At 34.1% G+C, this 21,691-nt stretch carries 20 protein-coding genes; 17 read left to right on the top strand and 3 right to left on the bottom strand.

The features are described from left to right. Positions 1-42 precede the first annotated feature (42 nt). The 10 genes from C7437_RS03070 to C7437_RS03025 all read left to right on the top strand — a co-directional run bounded on the left by C7437_RS03070 (position 43) and on the right by C7437_RS03025 (position 10,725). Positions 43-993 (top strand): VOC family protein, encoded by a 951-nt coding sequence (locus C7437_RS03070; RefSeq protein ID WP_111438162.1) that lies wholly within the window; start codon positions 43-45, stop codon positions 991-993. A gap of 60 nt (positions 994-1,053) precedes the next feature. Then, complete coding sequence (locus C7437_RS03065) at positions 1,054-1,917, top strand: alpha/beta fold hydrolase (protein ID WP_111438161.1); 864 nt, start codon at positions 1,054-1,056, stop codon at positions 1,915-1,917. A gap of 45 nt (positions 1,918-1,962) precedes the next feature. Next, on the top strand, positions 1,963-3,465 hold the full coding sequence (tcuA, locus tag C7437_RS03060; protein ID WP_245909196.1) for an FAD-dependent tricarballylate dehydrogenase TcuA: 1,503 nt from the start codon (positions 1,963-1,965) through the stop codon (positions 3,463-3,465). Beyond that, entirely contained in the window at positions 3,462-4,475 is a 1,014-nt protein-coding gene (locus tag C7437_RS03055; RefSeq protein ID WP_111438160.1) for a TRAP transporter substrate-binding protein, read from the top strand. The genes tcuA and C7437_RS03055 overlap by 4 nt, the downstream gene beginning before the upstream one ends. A 164-nt stretch (positions 4,476-4,639) precedes the next feature. Then, the gene (locus tag C7437_RS03050; RefSeq protein WP_111438159.1) at positions 4,640-5,134 is read left to right on the top strand and encodes a TRAP transporter small permease; all 495 of its coding nucleotides are present in this window, start codon (positions 4,640-4,642) and stop codon (positions 5,132-5,134) included. Further along, a complete protein-coding gene (locus C7437_RS03045; protein ID WP_111438158.1) occupies positions 5,131-6,405 on the top strand; it encodes a TRAP transporter large permease in 1,275 nt (424 codons plus the stop codon). The genes C7437_RS03050 and C7437_RS03045 overlap by 4 nt, the downstream gene beginning before the upstream one ends. Positions 6,406-6,574: 169 nt before the next feature. After that, positions 6,575-8,104 carry a spore germination protein gene (locus C7437_RS03040; protein ID WP_425450546.1) on the top strand — a complete coding sequence of 510 codons (1,530 nt, stop codon included), beginning with the start codon at positions 6,575-6,577 and terminating at the stop codon, positions 8,102-8,104. Positions 8,105-8,106: 2 nt separating this feature from the next. Continuing rightward, positions 8,107-9,297, top strand: coding sequence for a Ger(x)C family spore germination protein (locus tag C7437_RS03035; RefSeq protein ID WP_111438156.1), 1,191 nt, complete (start codon positions 8,107-8,109; stop codon positions 9,295-9,297). A gap of 5 nt (positions 9,298-9,302) precedes the next feature. Beyond that, positions 9,303-9,527, top strand: a complete 225-nt coding sequence (locus C7437_RS03030; RefSeq protein WP_111438155.1) for a hypothetical protein — start codon at positions 9,303-9,305, stop codon at positions 9,525-9,527. Positions 9,528-9,612: 85 nt separating this feature from the next. Beyond that, positions 9,613-10,725, top strand: a complete 1,113-nt coding sequence (locus tag C7437_RS03025; protein ID WP_111438154.1) for a GerAB/ArcD/ProY family transporter — start codon at positions 9,613-9,615, stop codon at positions 10,723-10,725. Between the two features lie 86 nt (positions 10,726-10,811). Here C7437_RS03025 and C7437_RS03020 read toward each other — a convergent pair whose 3' ends face one another. Next, a complete protein-coding gene (locus tag C7437_RS03020) occupies positions 10,812-11,681 on the bottom strand; it encodes a hypothetical protein (RefSeq protein WP_111438153.1) in 870 nt (289 codons plus the stop codon). Positions 11,682-12,090: 409 nt separating this feature from the next. Here C7437_RS03020 and C7437_RS03015 point away from each other — a divergent pair, with 409 nt between their 5' ends. The 4 genes from C7437_RS03015 to C7437_RS03000 all read left to right on the top strand — a co-directional run bounded on the left by C7437_RS03015 (position 12,091) and on the right by C7437_RS03000 (position 16,363). Beyond that, entirely contained in the window at positions 12,091-13,047 is a 957-nt protein-coding gene (locus tag C7437_RS03015; RefSeq protein WP_111438152.1) for a tyrosine recombinase XerC, read from the top strand. A gap of 537 nt (positions 13,048-13,584) precedes the next feature. Then, complete coding sequence (locus C7437_RS03010; RefSeq protein ID WP_111438151.1) at positions 13,585-13,968, top strand: VOC family protein; 384 nt, start codon at positions 13,585-13,587, stop codon at positions 13,966-13,968. A 268-nt stretch (positions 13,969-14,236) separates the two neighbouring features. Then, the gene (locus C7437_RS03005) at positions 14,237-14,494 is read left to right on the top strand and encodes a phage holin (protein WP_111438150.1); all 258 of its coding nucleotides are present in this window, start codon (positions 14,237-14,239) and stop codon (positions 14,492-14,494) included. Positions 14,495-15,475: 981 nt separating this feature from the next. Further along, positions 15,476-16,363, top strand: coding sequence for a site-specific integrase (locus C7437_RS03000; RefSeq protein ID WP_111438149.1), 888 nt, complete (start codon positions 15,476-15,478; stop codon positions 16,361-16,363). Between the two features lie 235 nt (positions 16,364-16,598). Here C7437_RS03000 and C7437_RS17135 read toward each other — a convergent pair whose 3' ends face one another. Further along, positions 16,599-16,730, bottom strand: a complete 132-nt coding sequence (locus tag C7437_RS17135) for a (4Fe-4S)-binding protein (protein WP_245909194.1) — start codon at positions 16,728-16,730, stop codon at positions 16,599-16,601. 31 nt (positions 16,731-16,761) lie between these two features. Further along, positions 16,762-18,432, bottom strand: coding sequence for a ribonuclease J (locus C7437_RS02990; protein ID WP_111438148.1), 1,671 nt, complete (start codon positions 18,430-18,432; stop codon positions 16,762-16,764). A gap of 147 nt (positions 18,433-18,579) precedes the next feature. Here C7437_RS02990 and C7437_RS02985 point away from each other — a divergent pair, with 147 nt between their 5' ends. The 3 genes from C7437_RS02985 (at position 18,580) to C7437_RS02975 (ending at position 21,691) form a co-directional block, all read left to right on the top strand. After that, positions 18,580-18,957, top strand: coding sequence for an rRNA methyltransferase (locus tag C7437_RS02985; protein ID WP_111438147.1), 378 nt, complete (start codon positions 18,580-18,582; stop codon positions 18,955-18,957). Between the two features lie 845 nt (positions 18,958-19,802). Continuing rightward, a complete protein-coding gene (locus C7437_RS02980) occupies positions 19,803-21,347 on the top strand; it encodes a solute symporter family protein (protein ID WP_111438146.1) in 1,545 nt (514 codons plus the stop codon). A gap of 20 nt (positions 21,348-21,367) precedes the next feature. After that, positions 21,368-21,691 (top strand): DUF485 domain-containing protein, encoded by a 324-nt coding sequence (locus tag C7437_RS02975; RefSeq protein ID WP_111438145.1) that lies wholly within the window; start codon positions 21,368-21,370, stop codon positions 21,689-21,691.

Raw genomic sequence — 21,691 nt, 5'->3', positions numbered from 1 at the left:
AATATGAATTAGTACAGAACGAAAAAATGGGAGGAACTGTTCATGAAACCAGAAATAGCAAAATTAGGATATTTGTCTTTAGTAACTTCAGATTTAGAAAAATCACTATGGTTTTTTAAAGAGGTTATTGGTTTAGAAGAAACTACTGAAATTAATGGGGTACATTATTTACGAGCATGGGGGGACTTTCAACACCATACGCTCTCTTTAGAACAAGGAGATCGTGGATATGTCCGACATATCGGTTTTAGAACAAAGGCACCTGAACATGTTTTGGAATTTAAACAATTGTTAGAAGATGGTGGAATTGAAGTAGAACAAATTAAAGCATGGGAAACACCAGGAATCGGTGAAGCTATTCGTTTCCCTTTACCTAGTGGACATACATTTGAATTGTATTATGATATTACACGTCCAGAAGTGGAGGAACATCGTCGTTCTGTATTAAAGAACCAAACGTATAAATCTTGGGCAAAGGGTATTTCACCTCGAAGATTTGACCATGTAAATATTCATTCCTCAAATGATTCAGCTGAGGCTTATGACTTTTTAGAAAATGTTCTTGGATTTAAAATGCGTGAGTTTTTAAGAGGAGATAATGGAGATGTAATTGCTGGTTGGATGAGTGTTACACCACTTGTACATGATGTAGCACTTGTGATAAAGCCAGATTTACCAACACCAGCTCGTTTACATCATTTATCTTATTGGACTGATGATTCTCAAGACATTTTACGTGCAGCAGATATTTTGAGAGAGCATAATCTGGAATTTGTAGGTCCAGGGAAACATGGAATAACACAAGCAATGTATCTCTATGTTATGGATCCAGGAAGTGGATGCCGTGTGGAATTATTTAGTGGAGGATATTTAATTTTTGAACCGGATTGGGAGCCTATTGAATGGTTAGAAGCAGAACGTCCTCTTGGCAACACATACTGGGGAGACAGTATTCAAGATAAAGAGTTAAACAAGATAACAATTGAAGCTTAATCGTTAGAAAAAAATGAAAACACGAAATATGTAACATAAACATTTGAGGAGGAATTATACATGATTAATACATCATTAGCAGAAAAAGCTCAAATTAAAAGTAAGTTAGTGCAAACCGAAAATTATAGTAACTGGTTGAATTATTCTGGGGAAGCAAATGAAGAAACGGTACTATTTCTTCATGGCTCTGGACCTGGAGTGACAGCGAATGCAAATTGGAGCTATGCACTGGAAGCACTTGGTCAACAATATCATTCCTTAGCTCCAGATTTATATGGTTTTGGTAATAGCAGTCATCCAGACGTACCACTAAAAAATCGTCAAGCTTGGATGGACTGCTGGATAGAGCAAATTATTGAACTGATGGATAAATTGAATATTGAAAAAGCGCATATTGTTGGCAATTCACTTGGGTGTTCCGTTGCTTTAGAATTATTGCTTGAATATCCAGAACGTTTTGACCGTGTTGTGCTAATGGGCCCAGGAGGAACACCTAATACGAAGGTGAGCTTCGAGTTAATGCGTGCTAAGCATTTCTATGAAAAACCGTCTAAGAAAAAGCTACAACAAGTGATGCAATGGTTTGTTTATGATGTAGAAAAAATGCAACCTGTAATTGATGGATTAACAGATTCACGTTATGAGAATGCAATGCGTGAAGAAGTACGTCGCTCCAATGACTCTATTTTTGCAACGGCAGCAGTTCCTATCCCAACAATTGCATTAAATCGAATTCCGAATGAAGTTTTATTGGTACATGGAAAAGAAGATAAGGTATGTTCTGTAGATTCGAGTTACTATTTATTAGAACATTTGAAAAAGGCACAATTACATGTATTTAGCGAATGTGGGCATTGGACTCAAATTGAACAAAAGGAAAAATTTAATTCTTTAATTCAAAGTTTCTTTTCAGGAGTCATTTAATATTGTAATCAAAGTTATAAGTCAATAGAGGGGAGATTGAATATTTTGAACAATCCATTAACTATGACGACTGATGTTGTTATTATTGGCGCAGGAAATGCCGCAATGTGTGCGGCATTATCCGCACGTGAAAGTGGAGCAGATGTCGTCGTTTTAGAAAAATCACCTGAGTCTTTAAAAGGTGGTAATACCACTTATACACATGGGTCTATACGTTTTGCTTATAAGGATGCAAAAGATATTCAAGCTATTATTCCCGAATTAGATGATGAAGAGCTTAAAAATATCGATTTTGGCACTTATGCGGAAGAAGAGTTTTTTGATGATATGTGTCGTGTTACAAATTATCGCACGGATGTGGAGTTAGCATCCATATTAACGAGCGAAAGCTTTCCGACGATGAAGTGGTTGACAACTCATCAGATTAAATTTATCCCGATTTATGGACGCCAAGCATATAAAATAGACGGTCGCTTTCAATTTTGGGGAGGCATGGTGCTAGAATCTGTAGGTGGAGGTCAAGGACTTGTAAATAAATTACATGAGCGAGCACTATCCCTTGGTATCCAGATTTTATACGAGTCACCAGCCATTTCTTTATTGACAGACGATCATGGGATAACAGGAGTCGTGTATAAACAAAATGGCATAAGAAAAGAAGTTCATGCAAAAGCCGTAATTATGGCCTCGGGTGGATTTCATGCCAATATCGCTATGCGTACAAAATATCTAGGCAGCAACTGGGATTTAGCACACACACGAGGTAGTCGTTTTAATACTGGCGAAGGTCTCGAAATGGCACTTAATATTGGTGCCCTTTCAGCAGGAAATTGGTCCAGTGCACATGCTGTAGGCGGAGACAGATACTTACCCGATTTTGAGGAAGGCTTTCAGCGTTTAAGTTATCCGTTAGGTATTGTTGTTAATGAGAAAGGTAAGCGCTTTCTTGATGAAGGAGCAGATTTCAGAAACTACACTTATGCAAAATATGGAAAGTTAATATTAGAGCAACCTAATCAAGCAGCTTGGCAAATTTTCGATCAAAAAGTAAAACCTCTATTACGAGAAGAATACAAAGGTAAAAAAGTCACTAAAGTGGTAGCGGATACACTTGAAGAATTAGTAAATAAAATGGAGGGTGTGGATCAGGAAGCTTTCCTCCAAGAGATGAAAGAATATAATGCATCCATTAGGAAGGATATTCTATTCAATCCAAATATTAAAGATGGACGTAAAACAAATGGCTTGCCAATTCCTAAAAGTAATTGGGCAAATACAATCGATGAAGGCCCATTTGAAGCATATGCAGTTACTTGTGGCATTACATTTACATTCGGTGGTTTAAAAATTAATACAAAAGCTGAAGTACAACATAATTTATATCAATCTATTCCAGGATTATATGCAGCTGGCGAAACTGTCGGTGGATTATTTTACTCAAACTATCCAGGAGGCGCAGGTCTTATGGCTGGATCTGTATTTGGTCGAATTGCAGGGGAAAATGCAGCAATCTTCACACGTGAAAAAATGAGCGAGGTGCAGGTATGAGGAAGTTACTTAGTCTACTAGTTTTAACCTTAGTGTGTACATTATTAGTTGCTTGCAATAATTCAAAAGAAAATACTTCTGCAGAAACTAAAGAGAATATCGTGTTACGTTATGGCTATGCTGCTCCAGCGACAGATCCTTCTGGATTAGTAGCTGATAAAATCGCTAGTGATATTAGTGAAGAAACAGATGGTGCTATGACAATCGAATTGTTTCCAGGTAGTCAGCTCGGTGGAGAAGTAGAAATGGTCGAGCAAGTACGTGCTGGCACAGTTGATGTTGCATTTGTGACAGGTGGTGCTGTATCCAATTTTGTAAAAGAAATTGGTGTACTTGATATGCCGTTTTTGTTCGATGATTTAGATCATGCACATCGCGTATTAACAGGTGAAGTCGGTGAACTATTTAAAGAAAAGGCAGAAGCTGAGGGAATTAAAATACTCACCTATATGGACTTTGGTATTGGAAATATTGCCAATGTAAAAAAAGATGTTAAGAGTGTGGAAGATTTAAAAGGTATGAAGATGCGTACGCTTGAAAATGATATTTTTATCGATACGTTTAAAGCACTTGGTACAAATCCAGTGCCGATACCTTTTCCTGAATTATATACATCCATGCAGCAAGGTGTCGTAGATGGGACAGACCCTGTCAACGTTACTATGACAGGTGGTAAGTTATATGAAGTAACAAAGCATTTGTCAAAAGTTGGTTTAAATTATCGCGTCGGCATTCTGGTGATGAATTTGAATAAATACAATGAGTTAGACGAGGACATACAGTCTAAGTTAAATGACGTTATATCCAACAGTACTGATTACTACCATGAGACTATTTATCCAGAGTATGAGGCCGGTGCTGAGAAATTAATGAAAGATAATGGTGTTAAAATTATTGAAAAAGAAGATATTGATATCGAAGAATTTAAAAAAGCAGTCGAGCCAGTATATGAAAAACATGAAGCGAAATTTGGAGATATTATTTCCAAAATTAAAGCCGAAGCAAAGTAATAAGTAAAGGCTTCTAATATTATATTAGAAGCCTTTTACTTATTACTGCCTAACTTCAGTGCCTTGCCCATAGAGGTTAAATGTGAATCTTTCTATTTACTTGTCGGGGTAGACATAGGCGCTTGCAATTTTATTACCTAATTGAAATCTTAAGGAGGATATTTATGTACCTTTATCATGGATTTATTCAACGACTCAATAAAGCGACTGAATTTGTAACCATGTTTTTTCTTATTATGATGGTTGTATTAATATTCGTGCAAATTGTATCACGAGTTATAATAGGTTCTTCCTTTTCCTGGACAGAAGAAGTAGCAAGATACTTAATGATTTGGGTAGCATTTCTGGGTGCAGGTTTTGCCTTTCAATATGGAGCACATATGAGTATTGAAGTACTTTTCAAAAAACTAAATCTAAATATGCAAAATATATTCCAAATTATTAGTGCACTTCTATGTACTCTATTTTTTTTACTATTAATCGTTAAAGGAATTGAGCTCATTAAAGGATCGATAAATGTATACTCGCCTGCTTTAAAACTTCCTATGGTAATTGTATATGCTGCTATTCCAATAGGTGCATTTTTACAAATATTAAATGTCATTGATATTACATGGAAATTTTTAAAAAATAACAGTAGAGGGAGGACTAATGAATGACAATTTTGTTATTTGGTTTACTTGTAATTTTATTTTTTATGAATGTGCCAATTGCTATTGCACTTGGATTATCGACAGTAGTTGTTGTTATCGTATCAGGAACATTAGAATTGAGTACGCTACCACATCGTATGTTCACGACATTAGATTCTTTTCCTCTAATGGCGGCACCATTTTTTATATTAGCCGGTAAAATTATGGAACATGGCGGAATTTCCGAGAAAATTATCAATTTTGCTAGTAGCCTTGTAGGTCATATGCGAGGCGGGTTAGCACATGTCTCAATTGTAGCATGTATGTTTTTTGCTGCTTTGTCTGGTTCTGCCGTTGCAACTACTGCTGCAGTAGGAGGAATTCTAATACCAGCAATGGTGAAGGCGGGTTATAATCGAGAGTTTGCTGCATCTGTACAAGCTGCAGGAGGTACAACAGGTGTAATTATTCCTCCAAGTGTTCCTATGGTGATGTTCGCTGTTACGGCAGGAGTTTCTGTAAGCGATTTATTTATTGCAGGGATTGTTCCGGGTATTTTAGTAGGGTTATCATTAATGGTATGGACATATATCTATAGTGTGCGTAAAGATGTTAAAATAACTAGTAAATTAAGTTGGAGCAAAGTTAAAACAAGTTTTTTAGAATCAATTTTAGCAATTTTAATGCCTATTATCATTCTAGGAGGCATATATGGCGGGATTTTTACACCTACAGAAGCATCGGTAGTAGCTGTTGTATATGGATTAGTCATTGGGAAATTTGTCTACAAAAAGATTACATTCTCGATTTTGAAGAAAATCTTATTAGATACTATAACCGTTGTATCCGCTTTATCATTGATTATTGCATCTGCATCATTTTTTGGTTTTTATTTGACAATCGCACGTATTCCACATGAACTAGGTCTATGGATTAGTCAAATGGAATTGCCTACATTGGTGATTATGGGTGTTATTATCATTTTATTATTAATAGTCGGCATGTTTATGGATGAAATATCTGCCATTATTATTTTAACTCCAATTTTACTCCCGGTTGTAGTTGCTGCTGGTATAGATCCCGTCCATTTTGGATTGGTGATGATTATTAATTTAGCTATTGGTTTATTGACACCACCAGTAGGGTTAAGTCTATTTGTTGCAGCAAAGGTTGGTAATGTTAATCACGAAAAATTACTAAAACCTTTATTACCTTTCATCATAATATTAGTGATAGATGTGATAATACTATTTTTACTGCCACAATTAAGTATAGGTATTGTAGACTTAACAAAATAAAATTATTATTCTAATGTTAACAAGTTATATAATATAAATGCCAAGAGATGAAGTGGTCTCCTGGTATTTTTTTATTCACATTAATTTCTGTACGGGTTGCATAAATCAATTCTTATAAGGAAACACTATTCCAGAGAACTAATATTTATAAAGAATGAGGGAGATGTTTTTGAAAAAGACCCCATTAAATTCAGAGCTTCAAGAAAACATTCAACATATAAAAAAGAAACTAGGTGAAAGCACCGATGTCGTTATTCGTGAGATTCGAATCGGTAAAGAAGGAACATTTAAAGTAGGGATCTTTTATATTGATGGTTTGAGCGATACAGCTTCTTTACAAAACTTTGTGATAGAAACATTAATGATAGATATATCCATTTCACAAATAGAAAATGAGGAATCTCCAAATCTGAATTTAATGAAAGCTTTGAAAGATTTCGCGATGACCGTAGGAGAAATTAAAGATGTCGCAAATTTTGAAGATTTATTCACTAGCCTTTTATCTGGGGATGTTATTTTACTAGTCGATGGATACTCGGAAGGTTTGATCATTGGCAACAAACGCTGGGTTGAGCGTGGTGTTACGGAACCACAATCTCAAAGCGTGGTAAGAGGACCTCGGGAAGGATTTTCTGAAAATATTCGTATAAATACTGCGTTAATACGTCGGAAAATTAAAGATCCATCATTGTGGATGGAGTCTAAAGAAATTGGGAGACTTTCGAAAACAAATGTAACTATTATGTATGTTAATGGTGTAGTAGATGACAAAATTGTTAAAGAACTTCATTCAAGATTGGATCGTATTGACATTGACGGAATACTAGAAAGTGGAGATATTGAAGAATTTATACAGGATTCGCAATACTCTCCTTTTCCAACGGTATATAATACGGAGCGTCCTGATACTGTAGCTGCTGCGCTTTTGGAAGGACGAATCGCCATTTTAGTAGATGGTACACCGTTTGTATTAATTGTTCCTGCATTATTTGTTCAATTCTTTCAGTCTTCAGAAGACTACTACCAACGCGCAATCATGGCGAGTCTTATTCGACTTTTACGTTTCTTTGCATTTGGAATATCATTACTTGCTCCTGCTTTATATATTGCAGCAATTACGTTTCAGCAAGAGATAATACCACCACCACTCCTCATTAGTTTGGCTGCTCAGCGAGAAGGTGTTCCATTTCCAGCTTTTATTGAAGCCGTTATTATGGAAATCACCTTTGAAATTCTGCGCGAGGCAGGATTAAGAATGCCAAGAGTTATTGGTACTGCAATGTCTATTGTGGGAGCATTCGTTATTGGTACTGCTGCGGTAGAGGCTGGTATTATTTCAGCTGCAATGGTTATAGTTGTGTCAATTACAGCTATATCTAGTTTTGTATCCCCAACCTATGACATTGCAATTGCTGGAAGAATATTACGCTTTCTTTTTATGGGAATTGCAGCTTCATTTGGATTGTATGGGATTATGGTGGCTTTAATTGCTCTAATTCTGCATTTGACTAGTTTAAGTTCTTTTGGTGTCCCATATATGGCTCCTTTAGCTCCATATAGTGCATCTGGACAAAAGGATACATTTATTCGTCTGCCAATATGGAAATTACTTAGTCGACCCAAATATATTTCAAAAAATAGTGTTAGGCAAAAGTATACGGCACCAACTAGTAAGGACAAAAAAGGAGCTGGAGTTTAGTTGTGAATAAAAGGATATTATTTCTGACTATTCTTTGTCTTATTCTTACTGGTTGCTGGGATAGAAATGAACTAAATGAGCTTGCCATAACAATGGCGTTAGGGATAGATAAAGTGGATGATGAATATGTGGTATCTGCTCAAACTGTTATACCTGGAGAGGTGTCTTCGATGAAAGGAGGACCTGGTGAATCGCCAGTAACTCTTTTTCAAGCAAAGGGAGCTACAGTGAATGACGCAATTCGGAATTTGGCAAAACTATCTCCTCGGACTGGATATTTTGGTCATCTACAAATAGTGGTGATAGGTGAAACATTGGCACAAGAAGGGATTTCAAATACTTTAGACTATCTGTCAAGGTATTTTGAAATTAGGTCTGATTTCTACCTTCTAATTGCAAAAGAGACGGAAGCCGGGAAAATATTGAATGTTCAAACCGTTTTAGAAAGAATACCGGCTAATACTATATTTAATATACTTCATACCTCCCAGCATAGAATGTCCAATACGAGTGCTGTGACTTTGTCAAAACTAATAGTTGATTTAGAGCGAGAAGGAAAGGAAGGAGTAATAACTGGGATTTACATAATGGGAGATGAGGAAAGTGGATCTAGTAAACAAAATGTTGAATCGATCACTCCTACTACGCAGCTAAAAATGGATGGGATCGCCGTTTTTAAAGAAGACAAATTAGTGGGCTGGTTGACCGATGAAGAGGGAATAGCGTATAACATTATAACGAATCAAGTAAAGAATACGCTAGGGACTTTGTCTTGTCCTGAAGGGGGAAAAGTGACTATTAATGTAGATAAGCTCACTTCTAAACTCAAAAATACAATTGTCGATGGAAAGCCCGAAATTAAAATAGATATTCAAATATTCGGTAATATAGGAGAAATAGATTGTGAAATTGATGTTACAAAAAAGGAAACGGTAAAAATGTTGGAGAAAACTTACGAAGAACAAGTGGAGAAAAATGTAAATGAAACGATACAAGTAGTTCAAGATGATTTTCAATCAGACATTTTTGGATTTGGAGCAGCCATTCATCAAAGTAATCCAAAGGAATGGAAAAAGATCAAAAGTCAATGGGGTACTGAATTTTCTGAAATAAAAACAACAGTTAAAGTGAAAGTGAATATTCGTCATTTTGGTACAGTCAATAATCCTATTCAAGAAAATATAAAGGATTAAAGAATATGCTGAATAGTTTAGGAATTTTATTGGTAGCTACAGTCATAATTTTTGTAGAAGTTCCACCTCTTTTAGAAAAAAAACAAAAGAAAGAACTAATAATATTTACGATTATCCTTATTATAGGAGTCACTTTAAGTATACTACGATCTTTTGGTATAAATATTCCAAATCCACTAGATTTATTAACGTTCATTTTTAAACCAATGAATGATTTAATCCGTGTTTAAAAAAACTTTTATTGCGACGAGCTTGCACAGGATCAAATACACCAAGACTTATTTGATCCTTAGCTTATAGAAAGGGGGGGATACGATGCAAAATGGTAAAATTAGCTCATTCCAATTTTTGGTTTTGGTTATATTTTTTACGGTTGGTACTAGCATCCTACTCATCCCAGCAATTTTAACTAGTCAAGTAAAACAAGATGCCTGGATAGCTGCCATAGTTGGACTTTTAATTGGCTTATTATTTATTTGGCTATTCACTTTTATTGCTTCATGGTTTCCAAAACTTACATATATCCAAATAAATGAAAAAGTATTTGGTAAAATATTTGGTAAAATGATATCTATTATCGTAATATTAGTGGCTATAATTTATACAACAGTCTTAATATCTTACTCTGGAATTTTCTTAATTACGCAGTTGTATCCTAAAACACCCTTGGTATTTCTAAATCTACTAATGGTATTAATTATGGTTATGGCAGTTCGTCTTGGTTTAGAAACAATTGCTCGTACAGCTGAAATTTTAATATTTGTATTTCTCTTTCTTTTTATCTTTTTAGCAGTAAGTATTTCTCCGCAAATCAATACCGAAAACTTAGAGCCTTTTTTTCAGGCTAACATAAATCCACTTTTTAAATCATCTCTAGGTTTAGCGGTTGTGACATCAGTCAATTCCATTTTTTTATTATTAATTTTCCCTGCATATGTAAAGGAAGTGGAGAAAGCAAGGAAATATTTTTTTGTTGGAAATATAATAGGTGGAATTGTTATCGTAGTTATTACATTATTATGCATAATTATACTAGGTTCAAGTACAACTGCTCGTCAGATTTATCCGAGCTATACATTAGCTAAAGTGATAAATATTGGAGATTTTATAACACGGATAGAGTCACTAATGGCATCATTATGGATTATGGGTTTATTTTTTAAGGTATCCATTTATTTTTATGCTGCCACTTTTGGTTTATCTCAAATTTTAAATATGAAGGATTATCGTCTTTTAACTTATCCCTTAGGACTAATTATTATTGTGCTTTCTGGCATCATTTTCCCTAACATCGATTATCAAGAAACATTTACCTCAGAAACTACTGTATCAATTTCATTGGTTATCGGATTATTCTTCCCACTTTTGCTAGTAGCTATTTATATGATAAGAAAGAAAAAATTGAAAAAAGATCCCGATCACTCATGAAAAGAATATAAACTTTTCTATGAAAAAAGAAGCCAATTCATATTCGAATTTTGGCTCTTTTTAATGTCCTTATTCATAATTTTCAGTTATTTAGCTAACTCTTTGGTTTCAACTTCATTTGATTGGCGAAGTGCATCGTTTGTTTTGCGTGCTGTAGCTAATTCATCATACAATGCGCGAATTTTTTCGTTATATTGATCGTTCATTTCTACATTTCTTGTTTGGTATGTACGCTCTAATTCAAGGATTGCTTTGTCTCGTTCTAAGTCTTTTTTATCTTCTAGCATTTGTAATGCCTCTGCATGTTGCTCTTTCAGACGTTCAGCGGTTTCTTCCGCTCTTGTGGCTTTTTTATTAAAGGTATCGGCTTGTGAATGTATTTCTACAAGTTGCTTTTTTGTATTGACTTGAAGAGTATTTAGTTGTTCCTTAAGTTCATTATTTTCCGTATCATGGCTTTTATATCGCGCTACTAACCCACTTAAAGTATCATTTTTTTCTTTGTATTCTTCAATCAGCAATTGGTTATTTTCACTTACTTTACGTGCTTCCTCTAATTGCAGTTGTTGAATGATATCTGATTCTTTCACTTTTTCTAGTTCTTCTACTGAAGTTTTTACTCCCTCATTCGCAGCGGCTAGCTTTTGCTGTAAGTCTACAATGATACTCTCTTTACTAATTAACTTATCCACATATTCTTTAACAGCGTGATCTTTTAAAGAAATCGAACGCTGAATCATGTTTGCAATTAATTCATAGATTCTCGTTGTATGGTGCTCCAGTTCGCTTAAATCTTGCGTGTAATCTGATGAGCCTTGTTTAATTGCGTTTATTTCATATAGGGATACAGCTTTTTCAAACCAATCTTTTGCTGTAATGCCGTTTGCTTCTATTACCAACTTCACTTTATCATATACTTCATCGCTTACTTTAACGCCAAATGTTTTATCTGCCATTTTATATCCCCCTTTAATAGTTAACTTTAAAATATTATTTTATCAATAGGTTAACCTAGTTATATAGGTTAACCTTATCATAGTTTACGGTTTTCTGCTTGTCAATTTTCATGTATGTTTACTCCGTTTTGGAAGTATAAGGAGAGGTTGATAAGGTTTTTATGCACATTCCCGGCCCGCAAACGAAAATATTTACATTACGCATTCTAAAGAGAGTTATGTACAAACATACGTGAAATGAAAACTAAAAGCGTCTCAGAGTGAATTTGAAGCACACCTATTTTGAAGGGAATAATACATAAATTTACCCTGTTTGACGCATAAATTCATTGTTTTTTAAATAAGGTTCCCAAATACATATTTGGGAACCTTATTTTGTGATAAACTAGGAGGTATGAGGTGAGCGAAATTGGAAAGACAAGTTCCTAAAATTTTAAAGGATTTTTTAATTTATTTAACAACAATCAAAGGAAAGTCGTTTCGGACAAGAAAAGAATATGAATATGATATTTCCTTATTTTTACGGTTTTTAAAAGCCATGGAAAATGATATTGAGTTAGCGAAGATGGATGGTATTTCGATTAAAGAGGTTACTATCGAATTCATCAAAGAGATTTCATTAGAAGATATTTATCTGTTTTTAGAATTTTGTGAAGTTCAACGTAAAAATAGCGCGGCTACAAGGGCGAGAAAAGCAGCTACACTTAAATCATTCTTCAGATATTTACAAGGGAAAAGACGATTGCTTGATTATAATCCTGCAGATGAATTAGAAACACCTAAAATAGGGAAGAAGAAGCCAATTTATATGAACCAAGGGGAAGCAGAACAATTTATTGCTGGCATTAAGAGAACTAATCATTATTTTCGTAATTACAGCATGATTATGTTCTTCTTAAATTTGGGACTACGTGTTTCAGAGCTCTGTAGTTTAAATTTAACGTCTATTCAGGACAATGTGTTACATGTAATCGGTAAGGGGGACAAAGAACGAACAGTGTTTTTAAACAACGCTTGTATCCAGTCTCTGGCTGTCTATTTGGAGAACGAACGTCCTTTGATCCAAGGAGAAAGTGCAAATGAAGCGCTTTTTTTATCGCAAAAAGGTACTAGATTAACACGACAAACGATCGCGAAAATCGTAAAGCAGATAAATATTGACTCAGGTTTAAATAAAGCGAAAATAACGCCACATAAGCTAAGACATACTTCTGCAACGCTAATGTATAAGAACGGTGCGGATATGCGAAGCTTGCAGCATATCCTCGGCCATACGAGTGTTTCGACTACACAAATATATACACATGTGGAAGACAAACAAATTCAAGATGTTATTGATAATAACCCATTTAATGTGACTAAATAGGTTTCCATAATATTATTATGGAAACTAACTACTACATAGCTAAATAAATGTTAATAATGCGTATTTTATGAGGATTGAACGTACGTTCGTTATTTTAGCATTCAATTTTTCCAATTATACAACTTTTAGTCTAATAATTATTAATCATTTGAAGAGCTAATTTATAGAAAAATAGATGAAATCACAATAAAGGTAGTAATTATCGTGGTTACAAACATAATTAATGAAAAATAGAGATAAAAATGCTTAATTTACGGGGTAGGGAACGTTTGTTCTTTTTATGTTTGGGTCGGAATTTAACCTAAGAGTAGGGCTCACGTTTATCCCACATTATTAGAAAACATATGTATTATTAAGCTATTCAAAAAGAAAAAGAACCAAATGAGGTTCCTCTCCTTCTACAATTTTAAATTGGAAATGGAAACAGTAATGTAGGTAATCAGGATTGCTATCGCTGTAAGATGGTACCAATGAAATGATATAATTTTATTGAAGTAAAAAAGCTGGAATTTCAATAAAATAGAAGGAGTGATAGGAATGATTAACACAGTCGGTCAAATTATGTTGTATGTAAATAACCAAGCAGAAGCAGTGAATTTTTGGACAGAGAAGGTCGGGTTTAGTGTAATTTCTGAAGAAGATAACGGGCAAGGGATGAAATGGATCGAAATCGCTCCAACAAAGGGAGCCGAAACAAGTATCATACTTCACAATAAAGAATTAATCGCAAAAATGCAGCCTGAGTTAAATCTTGGAACACCTTCTTTGATGTTTTTTACGGATAATCTCGATAAACTATATGAGAACTTATCAAATAATAATATCACAGTCGGAGAAATTGTGGATATGCCTTCTGGTAGAGTATTTAACTTTGCAGATAGTGAAGAAAATTACTTTGCGGTTATGGAAAAAAGTAAGTAAAAAGAAAGTAGTAAAAACACCATCCATAGCTGGATGGTGTTTTTATAATAGCTCCTCGTATCGTTATTTCTTGTCTTTAAACGGTTGATCCACAAGAATAGGATTACCATTTGGATCCTCAATTGTAAAATTTGCAAGCCCTACGCTTGATTAGTCAGCTGCAGTCAACATTTTGATAATCCCCTCAAATTGTCGAATAAGGACAAGCCACCAAGTCATAAGATAATAGTAAACAATCAGTAACCAAAAACTATTAGGAGGAATTAATTTGTCGGATCAACAGCATTCGGCACCATTTGATAAATTGATGATTATTCGTACTATCATTCTATTAATGGCTTGGTTAAACCAATTTTTAGTTATGAAAGGCTATACTCCTTTACCGATTGATAATGAGGAATTGCAAGTATTCGTTACATTTGCTTTGGCTTTTATTACATCGATCTGGTCCTGGTGGAAAAATAATGATGTGCGTTACAAAACACGACGTAATACCAAGTTTTTGAAAGATAAAGGTTTAAAATAATTAGCAGTACTGGGGTATATACCGATTTTAAATCGTTATATACCCCAGTACTTTTTATCTTTTATGCTAAAAGTGTGTATTTACAGAATATTTCGTTTGATAGAAAGGAGTGTTTAAGATTGGAGTGTGAATGATGAAAGAAGCATTGAGACAATTAAAAACCCGTAAAAAAATAACACTATAAGGCGTACAGAATACAGTCACCCGCTAGCATATTACAAGAGCAAAATATCCGAGAAGAACGGGAAGAAACAGTGGAAGATATTTTTTGAAACTGGATGATGAAATTGTAGATAGTGTAGAACATCGGTTGTTGAAAGAGCATTTCACCTCGTACTTAGAAATGTTGCTTGATCTATTAGACGATATTTGCCCTTTATTTTCACCTTGTTTGCGATCTTGTTTTTGAATTTTGAGTAAATAATTACTGTATTAAAATACAGTGTTTAACTCCTCTTACAAATCAAAACCTGCAACTAAGATGAAAAAAGCACTAGAACTACTACTTTTGAAAGGTCAAATTTTCGAATATAAAGTAATTTGGACTATTGATGACAGCAACGCTACAAAATAAGTATTGAATTTAAAAGTGAATCAATCGGATATGCAAAACCTGCTACTAAATATGTATGAAGATATAGGAAAAGAAAATAGATATTAAATAATTCAACAATGGAATTATTACTGGCTATGCCCAAATATGTTGATTCTTATTTTCCCCGTGTTATTCATTGCATGAGAAAATATAATATATATCTTCCTAGTCTTCAAAAGATAGTCATATCCAGTGTTTAAAGCACGTTCTAAAAAATAATGTGAATTCTGTATATCTTTTGAATTGGGTTTTGAGAATTAAATCTATAAATGAAATCTGGTTCATTGATTATTATATATTGACAATTTAGTATAATCTGAATTGTTTTATAAAATAAATGGGATATAATAAATATAGACTATGAGTGGAGGGGGAATCAGTAAGTTATGCCATATGGATATGAAAACCACCGGTTAAAAAATTATATAAGTCCTAATTCAATTGTGAATGAAGTAAGTTTAATTCGGTCTTTTTTGAAGTTTGTTGAAGATTATTATGATAAATCTGTTGCCCCTCATGAGATACGTCCCATAGATGTACGGAATTTCCTTGATAATGAACGGCGAAAACCAATAAAAGACAGTACAGTTAATCGAAAACTTATATATATTAGAGTCTGGTTTAACTACATGTGGGAAATTGAGAAAATCCCTGTAGATTTTATGGATAAATTTAAGTATGAAGGTCTTGATATTACACCACGATCACGTGTAATCACGTTAAATTACGCTGAGCTCTTAGAAAAGAAAAACGATGTATTCTTAAACCCAACCGTACTACTAACGGCCAAACTACTCTTTTTATTCGATATGAGAGGGATGCGTCGTCGAGATACCTTGCAAGTAACAATAAAAGATATAATTGATACTGGCGATGAATATACCGTTCATGTAGAAACAAAAGACGGTTCGGCCAATTATAAAGTAACTGATCCAGGAGAAATTAGTGTCTTGTTACAGGGAATTGAACGAGCAATATTTAGAAATACCAAATATCTATTTGCAGTAAAAAAGAAAGAGACAGGCGAGTATGTACAAGAAACATTATCCTCTACAACTATAACGAATAATGCGATTACAAAGGCTATTGGGTATCCGGTTTATTCGGAGATATTAAGGTACTCGTATGTGCATTATTTACACATAGAAAAAAAGTTAAAATTAGAAGAAATTGAGGAATTATTAGGGGCAACTAGAGAACGAGCTGCAAGTATTTTGAAAGAAGCACTTGTCCGAGTTAAAATTCTAGATTATAAAATGCAAAGAACGTCTTAAAAACAATAGCATTATTTATGTTATCAAATCACTAGCTAACTAAATAAACCAAACGGGAGTACCCCATAGTGAAAGTAAAGTATAAACTTTGCTTTCACTATGGGGTACTTTTTTTATCTTTATACATAGATAAAGGGGTAGACATACGAATCAGTTTCAAGCATTGATGATTCTATTTCTACGTAAATTAGTGCTTCGCTCGGACAGGTAGCAATGACTCGCTTTACATCTTCTCTTAGGCCACTATTGGTTTCCTACTCATATTGAATACAGAAGGCAAATATTTGATGCAGTTTGCTACATGTGTGCATTTTCCTGAATGGAAATAAACATCGATTTCATTTCCTTCATATTTTATATCCGACATTCGTTCATGTATTTTCGAGGCCTCTATTCATTTATATATCAATGATGATTGGGAGAATCATTGGTTTTCTTTTAGTTCGTGAATAGAGGAACTTTTCCAACGTTTTTTTTATATCTTGTTTCATGACACGTTGATTTCTATACATATTTGAAGAAGAATTGATGGTCGAACGTACAGATTCATTTACTTCGTTCATAAGCGCTTCAGCATCCGGACCATAAATGAAGCCACGAGAAATAGAATCTGGACCAGAAATTATTTTCCCTTGGGATTTACTGATTGTCGTTACAATAACGAGCATGCCGTCAGCCGAAAGAACTTTTCGATCACGTAAAATGATGTTTCCAACATCGCCTATACCGAAGCCATCGACAAAAACATTTCCAGAGTCAATAATACGAGTATGTGTTGCTACTGAATTCTCAATATCAACAACATCGCCGTTATTAATAACGAATATATTTTCTTTTTTTACGCCAACAGATTCAGCTAATATCCGGTGGTGTACGAGCATTCTATATTCACCGTGAATAGGGATAAAGTACTTCGGTTTCATTAAAGTAAGCATTAGTTTTAATTCTTCCTGGCAAGCATGACCAGAAACATGCATTCCTGTGACAGTGCCTGAACCATAAATAACTTTAGCACCTAATTGAAATAAATTATCTATTATTCGTGATACACTCTTTTCATTTCCTGGAATAGGGCTTGCAGCAAAGATGACCGTATCATCCGGTAGGACTTCTGCAGAGCGGAAGCTGGATGATGCTAAACGAGATAATGCGGCCATTGGTTCGCCTTGGCTTCCCGTACATAGAATAGCGACGTTCTCTGGTTTCATTCTGTTGATTTCACTAGGTTCTATTATTAGACCTTCCGGAACATCCAAGTAATCACGTTCTATAGCTACAGCTACAACGTTTACCATACTACGACCGAGAAGGACTATTTTACGGTTCGTTTTTATAGCTGCATTTACGACTTGCTGCACTCTATGCACATTGGAAGCGAATGTGGAGATGAATACTTTTCGCGTAGCATTTCTGAAAGCTTCTTCGATGTGATCGCCAACGACTTGTTCAGATGGGGTAGAGCCAGGTCTTTCCGCGTTTGTACTCTCTGATAGGAGTAATAAGACACCTTTTTGGCCAATCTCGGCCATTTTATGAATGTCCTGGGATTTATCACCCACTGGAGTCCAATCGAACTTAAAATCACCTGTATGAACGATTGTCCCTTGATCGGTATGAAATGCAATTCCAAGACAATCCGGAATACTGTGGCTAGTTTTGAAAAAGGTGGTTTGGATCGTCCCTAAATCGATTTCTGTATCGGAATTAATCATCACGAGCTTTGTATTTCTAAGTAATCCATGTTCTTTTAACTTGATTTCAATCAAACCTAAAGTTAAATTAGTTGCGTATATTGGTACATTTAATTGTTTCAGGAAGTAGGGGATACCACCAATGTGATCTTCATGACCATGCGTCACAATCATTGCTCGAATCTTGTTTTTATTTTCTTGTAAATATGAAATGTCTTGAATGATTAAATCAATTCCCAGAAGCGTTTCATCGGGAAATTTAGCCCCACAATCAATGATAACGAGATCATCCTCAGTTTCAATAACGTACATGTTTTTCCCTATTTCATTTATACCACCAAGCGCGAAAATAGATAGTTTTGAGTCTACAGTAACCAAGTATATTCCTCCTATTTACCAATCATATTAAAAGTATTGCCCAATTGATGGATTTTATAAGGAGAATATATAAAGGGAAGTAATACATTTGTATTTAAGAACATTCGTTTGTATAATAGGGAGGAGTAAAAAAGGAGTGGATTAATAATGTGGAAATTAGTTAATGGGAAGTTAGTACAAAGTGTCGATGAATCAAGAAGTGAATACAAAACTCGTATTAGCGCAGTGTTAATACAACAACTTAAGCTACAGGCTAAAGAAAGCAATACACATATAGGATATTTACTAGAAAGTGGATTTGAAAATATATTAAATGAAGATGCAATTATATTTGATAAAAAGAACCGTCCAAAAGATCGTGTAGATTTTAGAACAACTTGTGATAAAGACATTTTGAATAAACTAAAGATCTTTGCAAAGAAAAATACACTTAATTTAAATGATGTTATTGAAGCTAGTGTTGCTTATATAGATAAGAGCAAAGTAAAGAATGTAGATTGGAGATATAGAACGGAAATACAATGAGAAGAGAGTGATTTATTAAACTTTAAAATAGGGATGCCGTCATAATATCTATTATAGGAAGCTATATATCAATAATGAAGTATACTTTTAATATTGAGATATTTTAAAGAAATACCATATTTTAATAAATCCAATAAAATTGAATCAATTTCATAATTCTGAACATCTTCATCTAATCTTGATCATTCATACAGCCTACATGTTTGTTACTGCGTAAAATAATCATTATTTAAAGATGATTATTTCAGGTAATTTTGCAATAATTATAATCAATGCTTCTTAAAATTTGACTCATAAGCCTCCGTGATTTTCTTATGTCATTATCCTCCTATTTTAGTAATTACATCGTTACACATAATCTATAACCTCTACTAACTGAATCCAAAAATGACATTTTTTAATGAAATCGAGTATTTTCGACAAAAACATTAAAATAATTTAGTGGACAAAAATTATGTTTTTATGTATCATTTAATATTCTTTTTTTATTTTACTATTATTTATGTAATAACTCCTCATTGTTATAGTACAACGTAATTCTGTTTTATAACAAATATATTCTGCTTCAGTCATTTTTTTCTTATTTCAGTAATATTAGTAGGGTTTTTCTTCCAATAAAAACGCTTTCATTTACCCCCACTCACACTCAACTTCTACATTTCACACGCTAATAGAAGTTTAAATAGTGAAAATATTTGTATTGCATCTTAAAAAAATGTTTCATAGAATTGGTTCATACATAAGTGCATTAATCGGTTGAATTAGATATTAAATGAGCTAGAACAGAATTTTATCGATTCAAGTAGAAATGCAAAATAATTGTTAATTTAAAAGGAGTGTTAGAAATGAGTTTTATTACAGTAGGTTTTTTCTTAGGTATTATCGGTCTTACATTAATTGTTACCTACATTGCATCTAAACGGACTTCTTCAGCAAAAGATTTCTATACTGCTGGTGGCGGTTTAACAGGTTGGCAAAATGGACTTGCAATTTCAGGAGATTATTTATCCGCTGCGGCATTTCTGGGAGTTTCAGGAGCTATTGCGTTAAACGGATTTGATGGCTTCTTCTTCTCTATTGGTTATGTTGTAGCTAACTTAGTTGTGTTATACATGATTGCAGAGCCTTTACGGAACTTAGGGAAATTTACACTTGCAGATATGATTACTGCACGTTTTCCAGATCGACGAATTCGTGGAACTGCCGCGATAAGTACTATTACAATCGTAATTCTATATATGATTGCACAACTTGTAGGTGCTGGTGCACTTATTCAGTTATTATTTGGAATTGATTATTGGATTGCGGTATTAATTGTTGGTGTTATGATGACAACATATGTACTTTTCGGCGGAATGACAGCAACTTCTTGGGTACAAATTATTAAAGCTGTATTACTTCTATTTGGTACAATACTTATTTCCTTCTTAGTGTTTAGACAATTCGATTATAGTATTTTGAATATGTTCGAAGAAATGTCTACTTCAACTGAATTTGGTGAAAAATTCTTAAATCCTGGAATTAAATATACGAATAGTATTGATTCTATTTCTATGATGATTGCATTAGTTTTAGGAACTGGTGGTTTACCACATATTTTAATGAGATTCTTTACAGTAAAAGATGCAAAAACTGCTCGTAAATCGATTCAATGGGCAACATGGATTACTGCAATTTTCTTCACACTTACTATTTTCTTAGGATTTGGAGCCGCGGCATTTATAGGTATTCCAGAAATTATCGCAGCAAACCCTGCCGGTAATACAGCAGCCCCTTTACTAGCAGAATTTTTAGGTGGCGAAGTACTTCTTTCCTTTATCTCAGCTGTAGCATTTGCAACAATATTAGCAGTTGTTTCAGGCTTAGTTCTAACAGGTGCTTCTGCTATTTCACATGATATTTATGGTGAAATCATTAAAAAAGGTAAATTATCAGAGAAAGAACAAGTATTAGCAGCGCGTGTTGGATCAATTTCTATTGCAGCTGTATCTATTATATTAGCGCTAGGTGCTCAAACGATGAATGTGTCCTTCCTAGTTTCATTAGCATTTTGTTTAGCTGCCTCTGCAAATCTACCAGTAATCTTATATACGATTTACTGGAAAAACTTCAATACCACTGGCGCACTTTCGGCTATGATAACAGGAATAGTAACATCTCTTACTATTGTATTTTTTAGTCCAAATATTTGGAATCCAGAAGGTAAAGCAATTTTTGTTGGTGATCCATTAATCGATTTATCCAATCCGGCAATTATTTCTGTACCAGCAGGATTCTTAGCAGGATATATTGGATCTAAGTTATCGAAGAAAAAACAAGACCCACGTATTTTCCGCGAAGTAAAAGTAAAAGCGGCAACTGGTATTTCTGTAAAAGACGTTTCACATTAATTTGATTGGAGGAAACTTGGATGACAATTGCAAAAGAAAAAGTAATAGACTACGAAAAAATAGCAAACTTAGAATCTTTTAATAAACTAGTCAAAAGAAAAAATAGTTTTTTGTTTACACTTACGTTCATGTTTTTAGCAATCTATATTTCATTGCCAATTCTAACTTCGTTTACGACAATTTTACATCAAAAGGCGATTGGCGAAATTACATGGGTATGGTTGTATGCAGCTGGAATATTCGCTATGACGATTATTTTAGCCACTATTTATGTTAAAAAGGCAGCTTCATTTGATAAGGAAGTGTCTGCAATACTAGCAGAATACGAAGCAATGACTAAGTAA

It is taken from the genome of Psychrobacillus insolitus (assembly GCF_003254155.1).
In the GTDB taxonomy this organism is placed as follows: Bacteria; Bacillota; Bacilli; order Bacillales_A; family Planococcaceae; genus Psychrobacillus; species Psychrobacillus insolitus.
The sequence above is the reverse complement of the archived record's forward strand: the minus strand, read 5'-3'. Positions and strand labels throughout refer to the sequence as shown.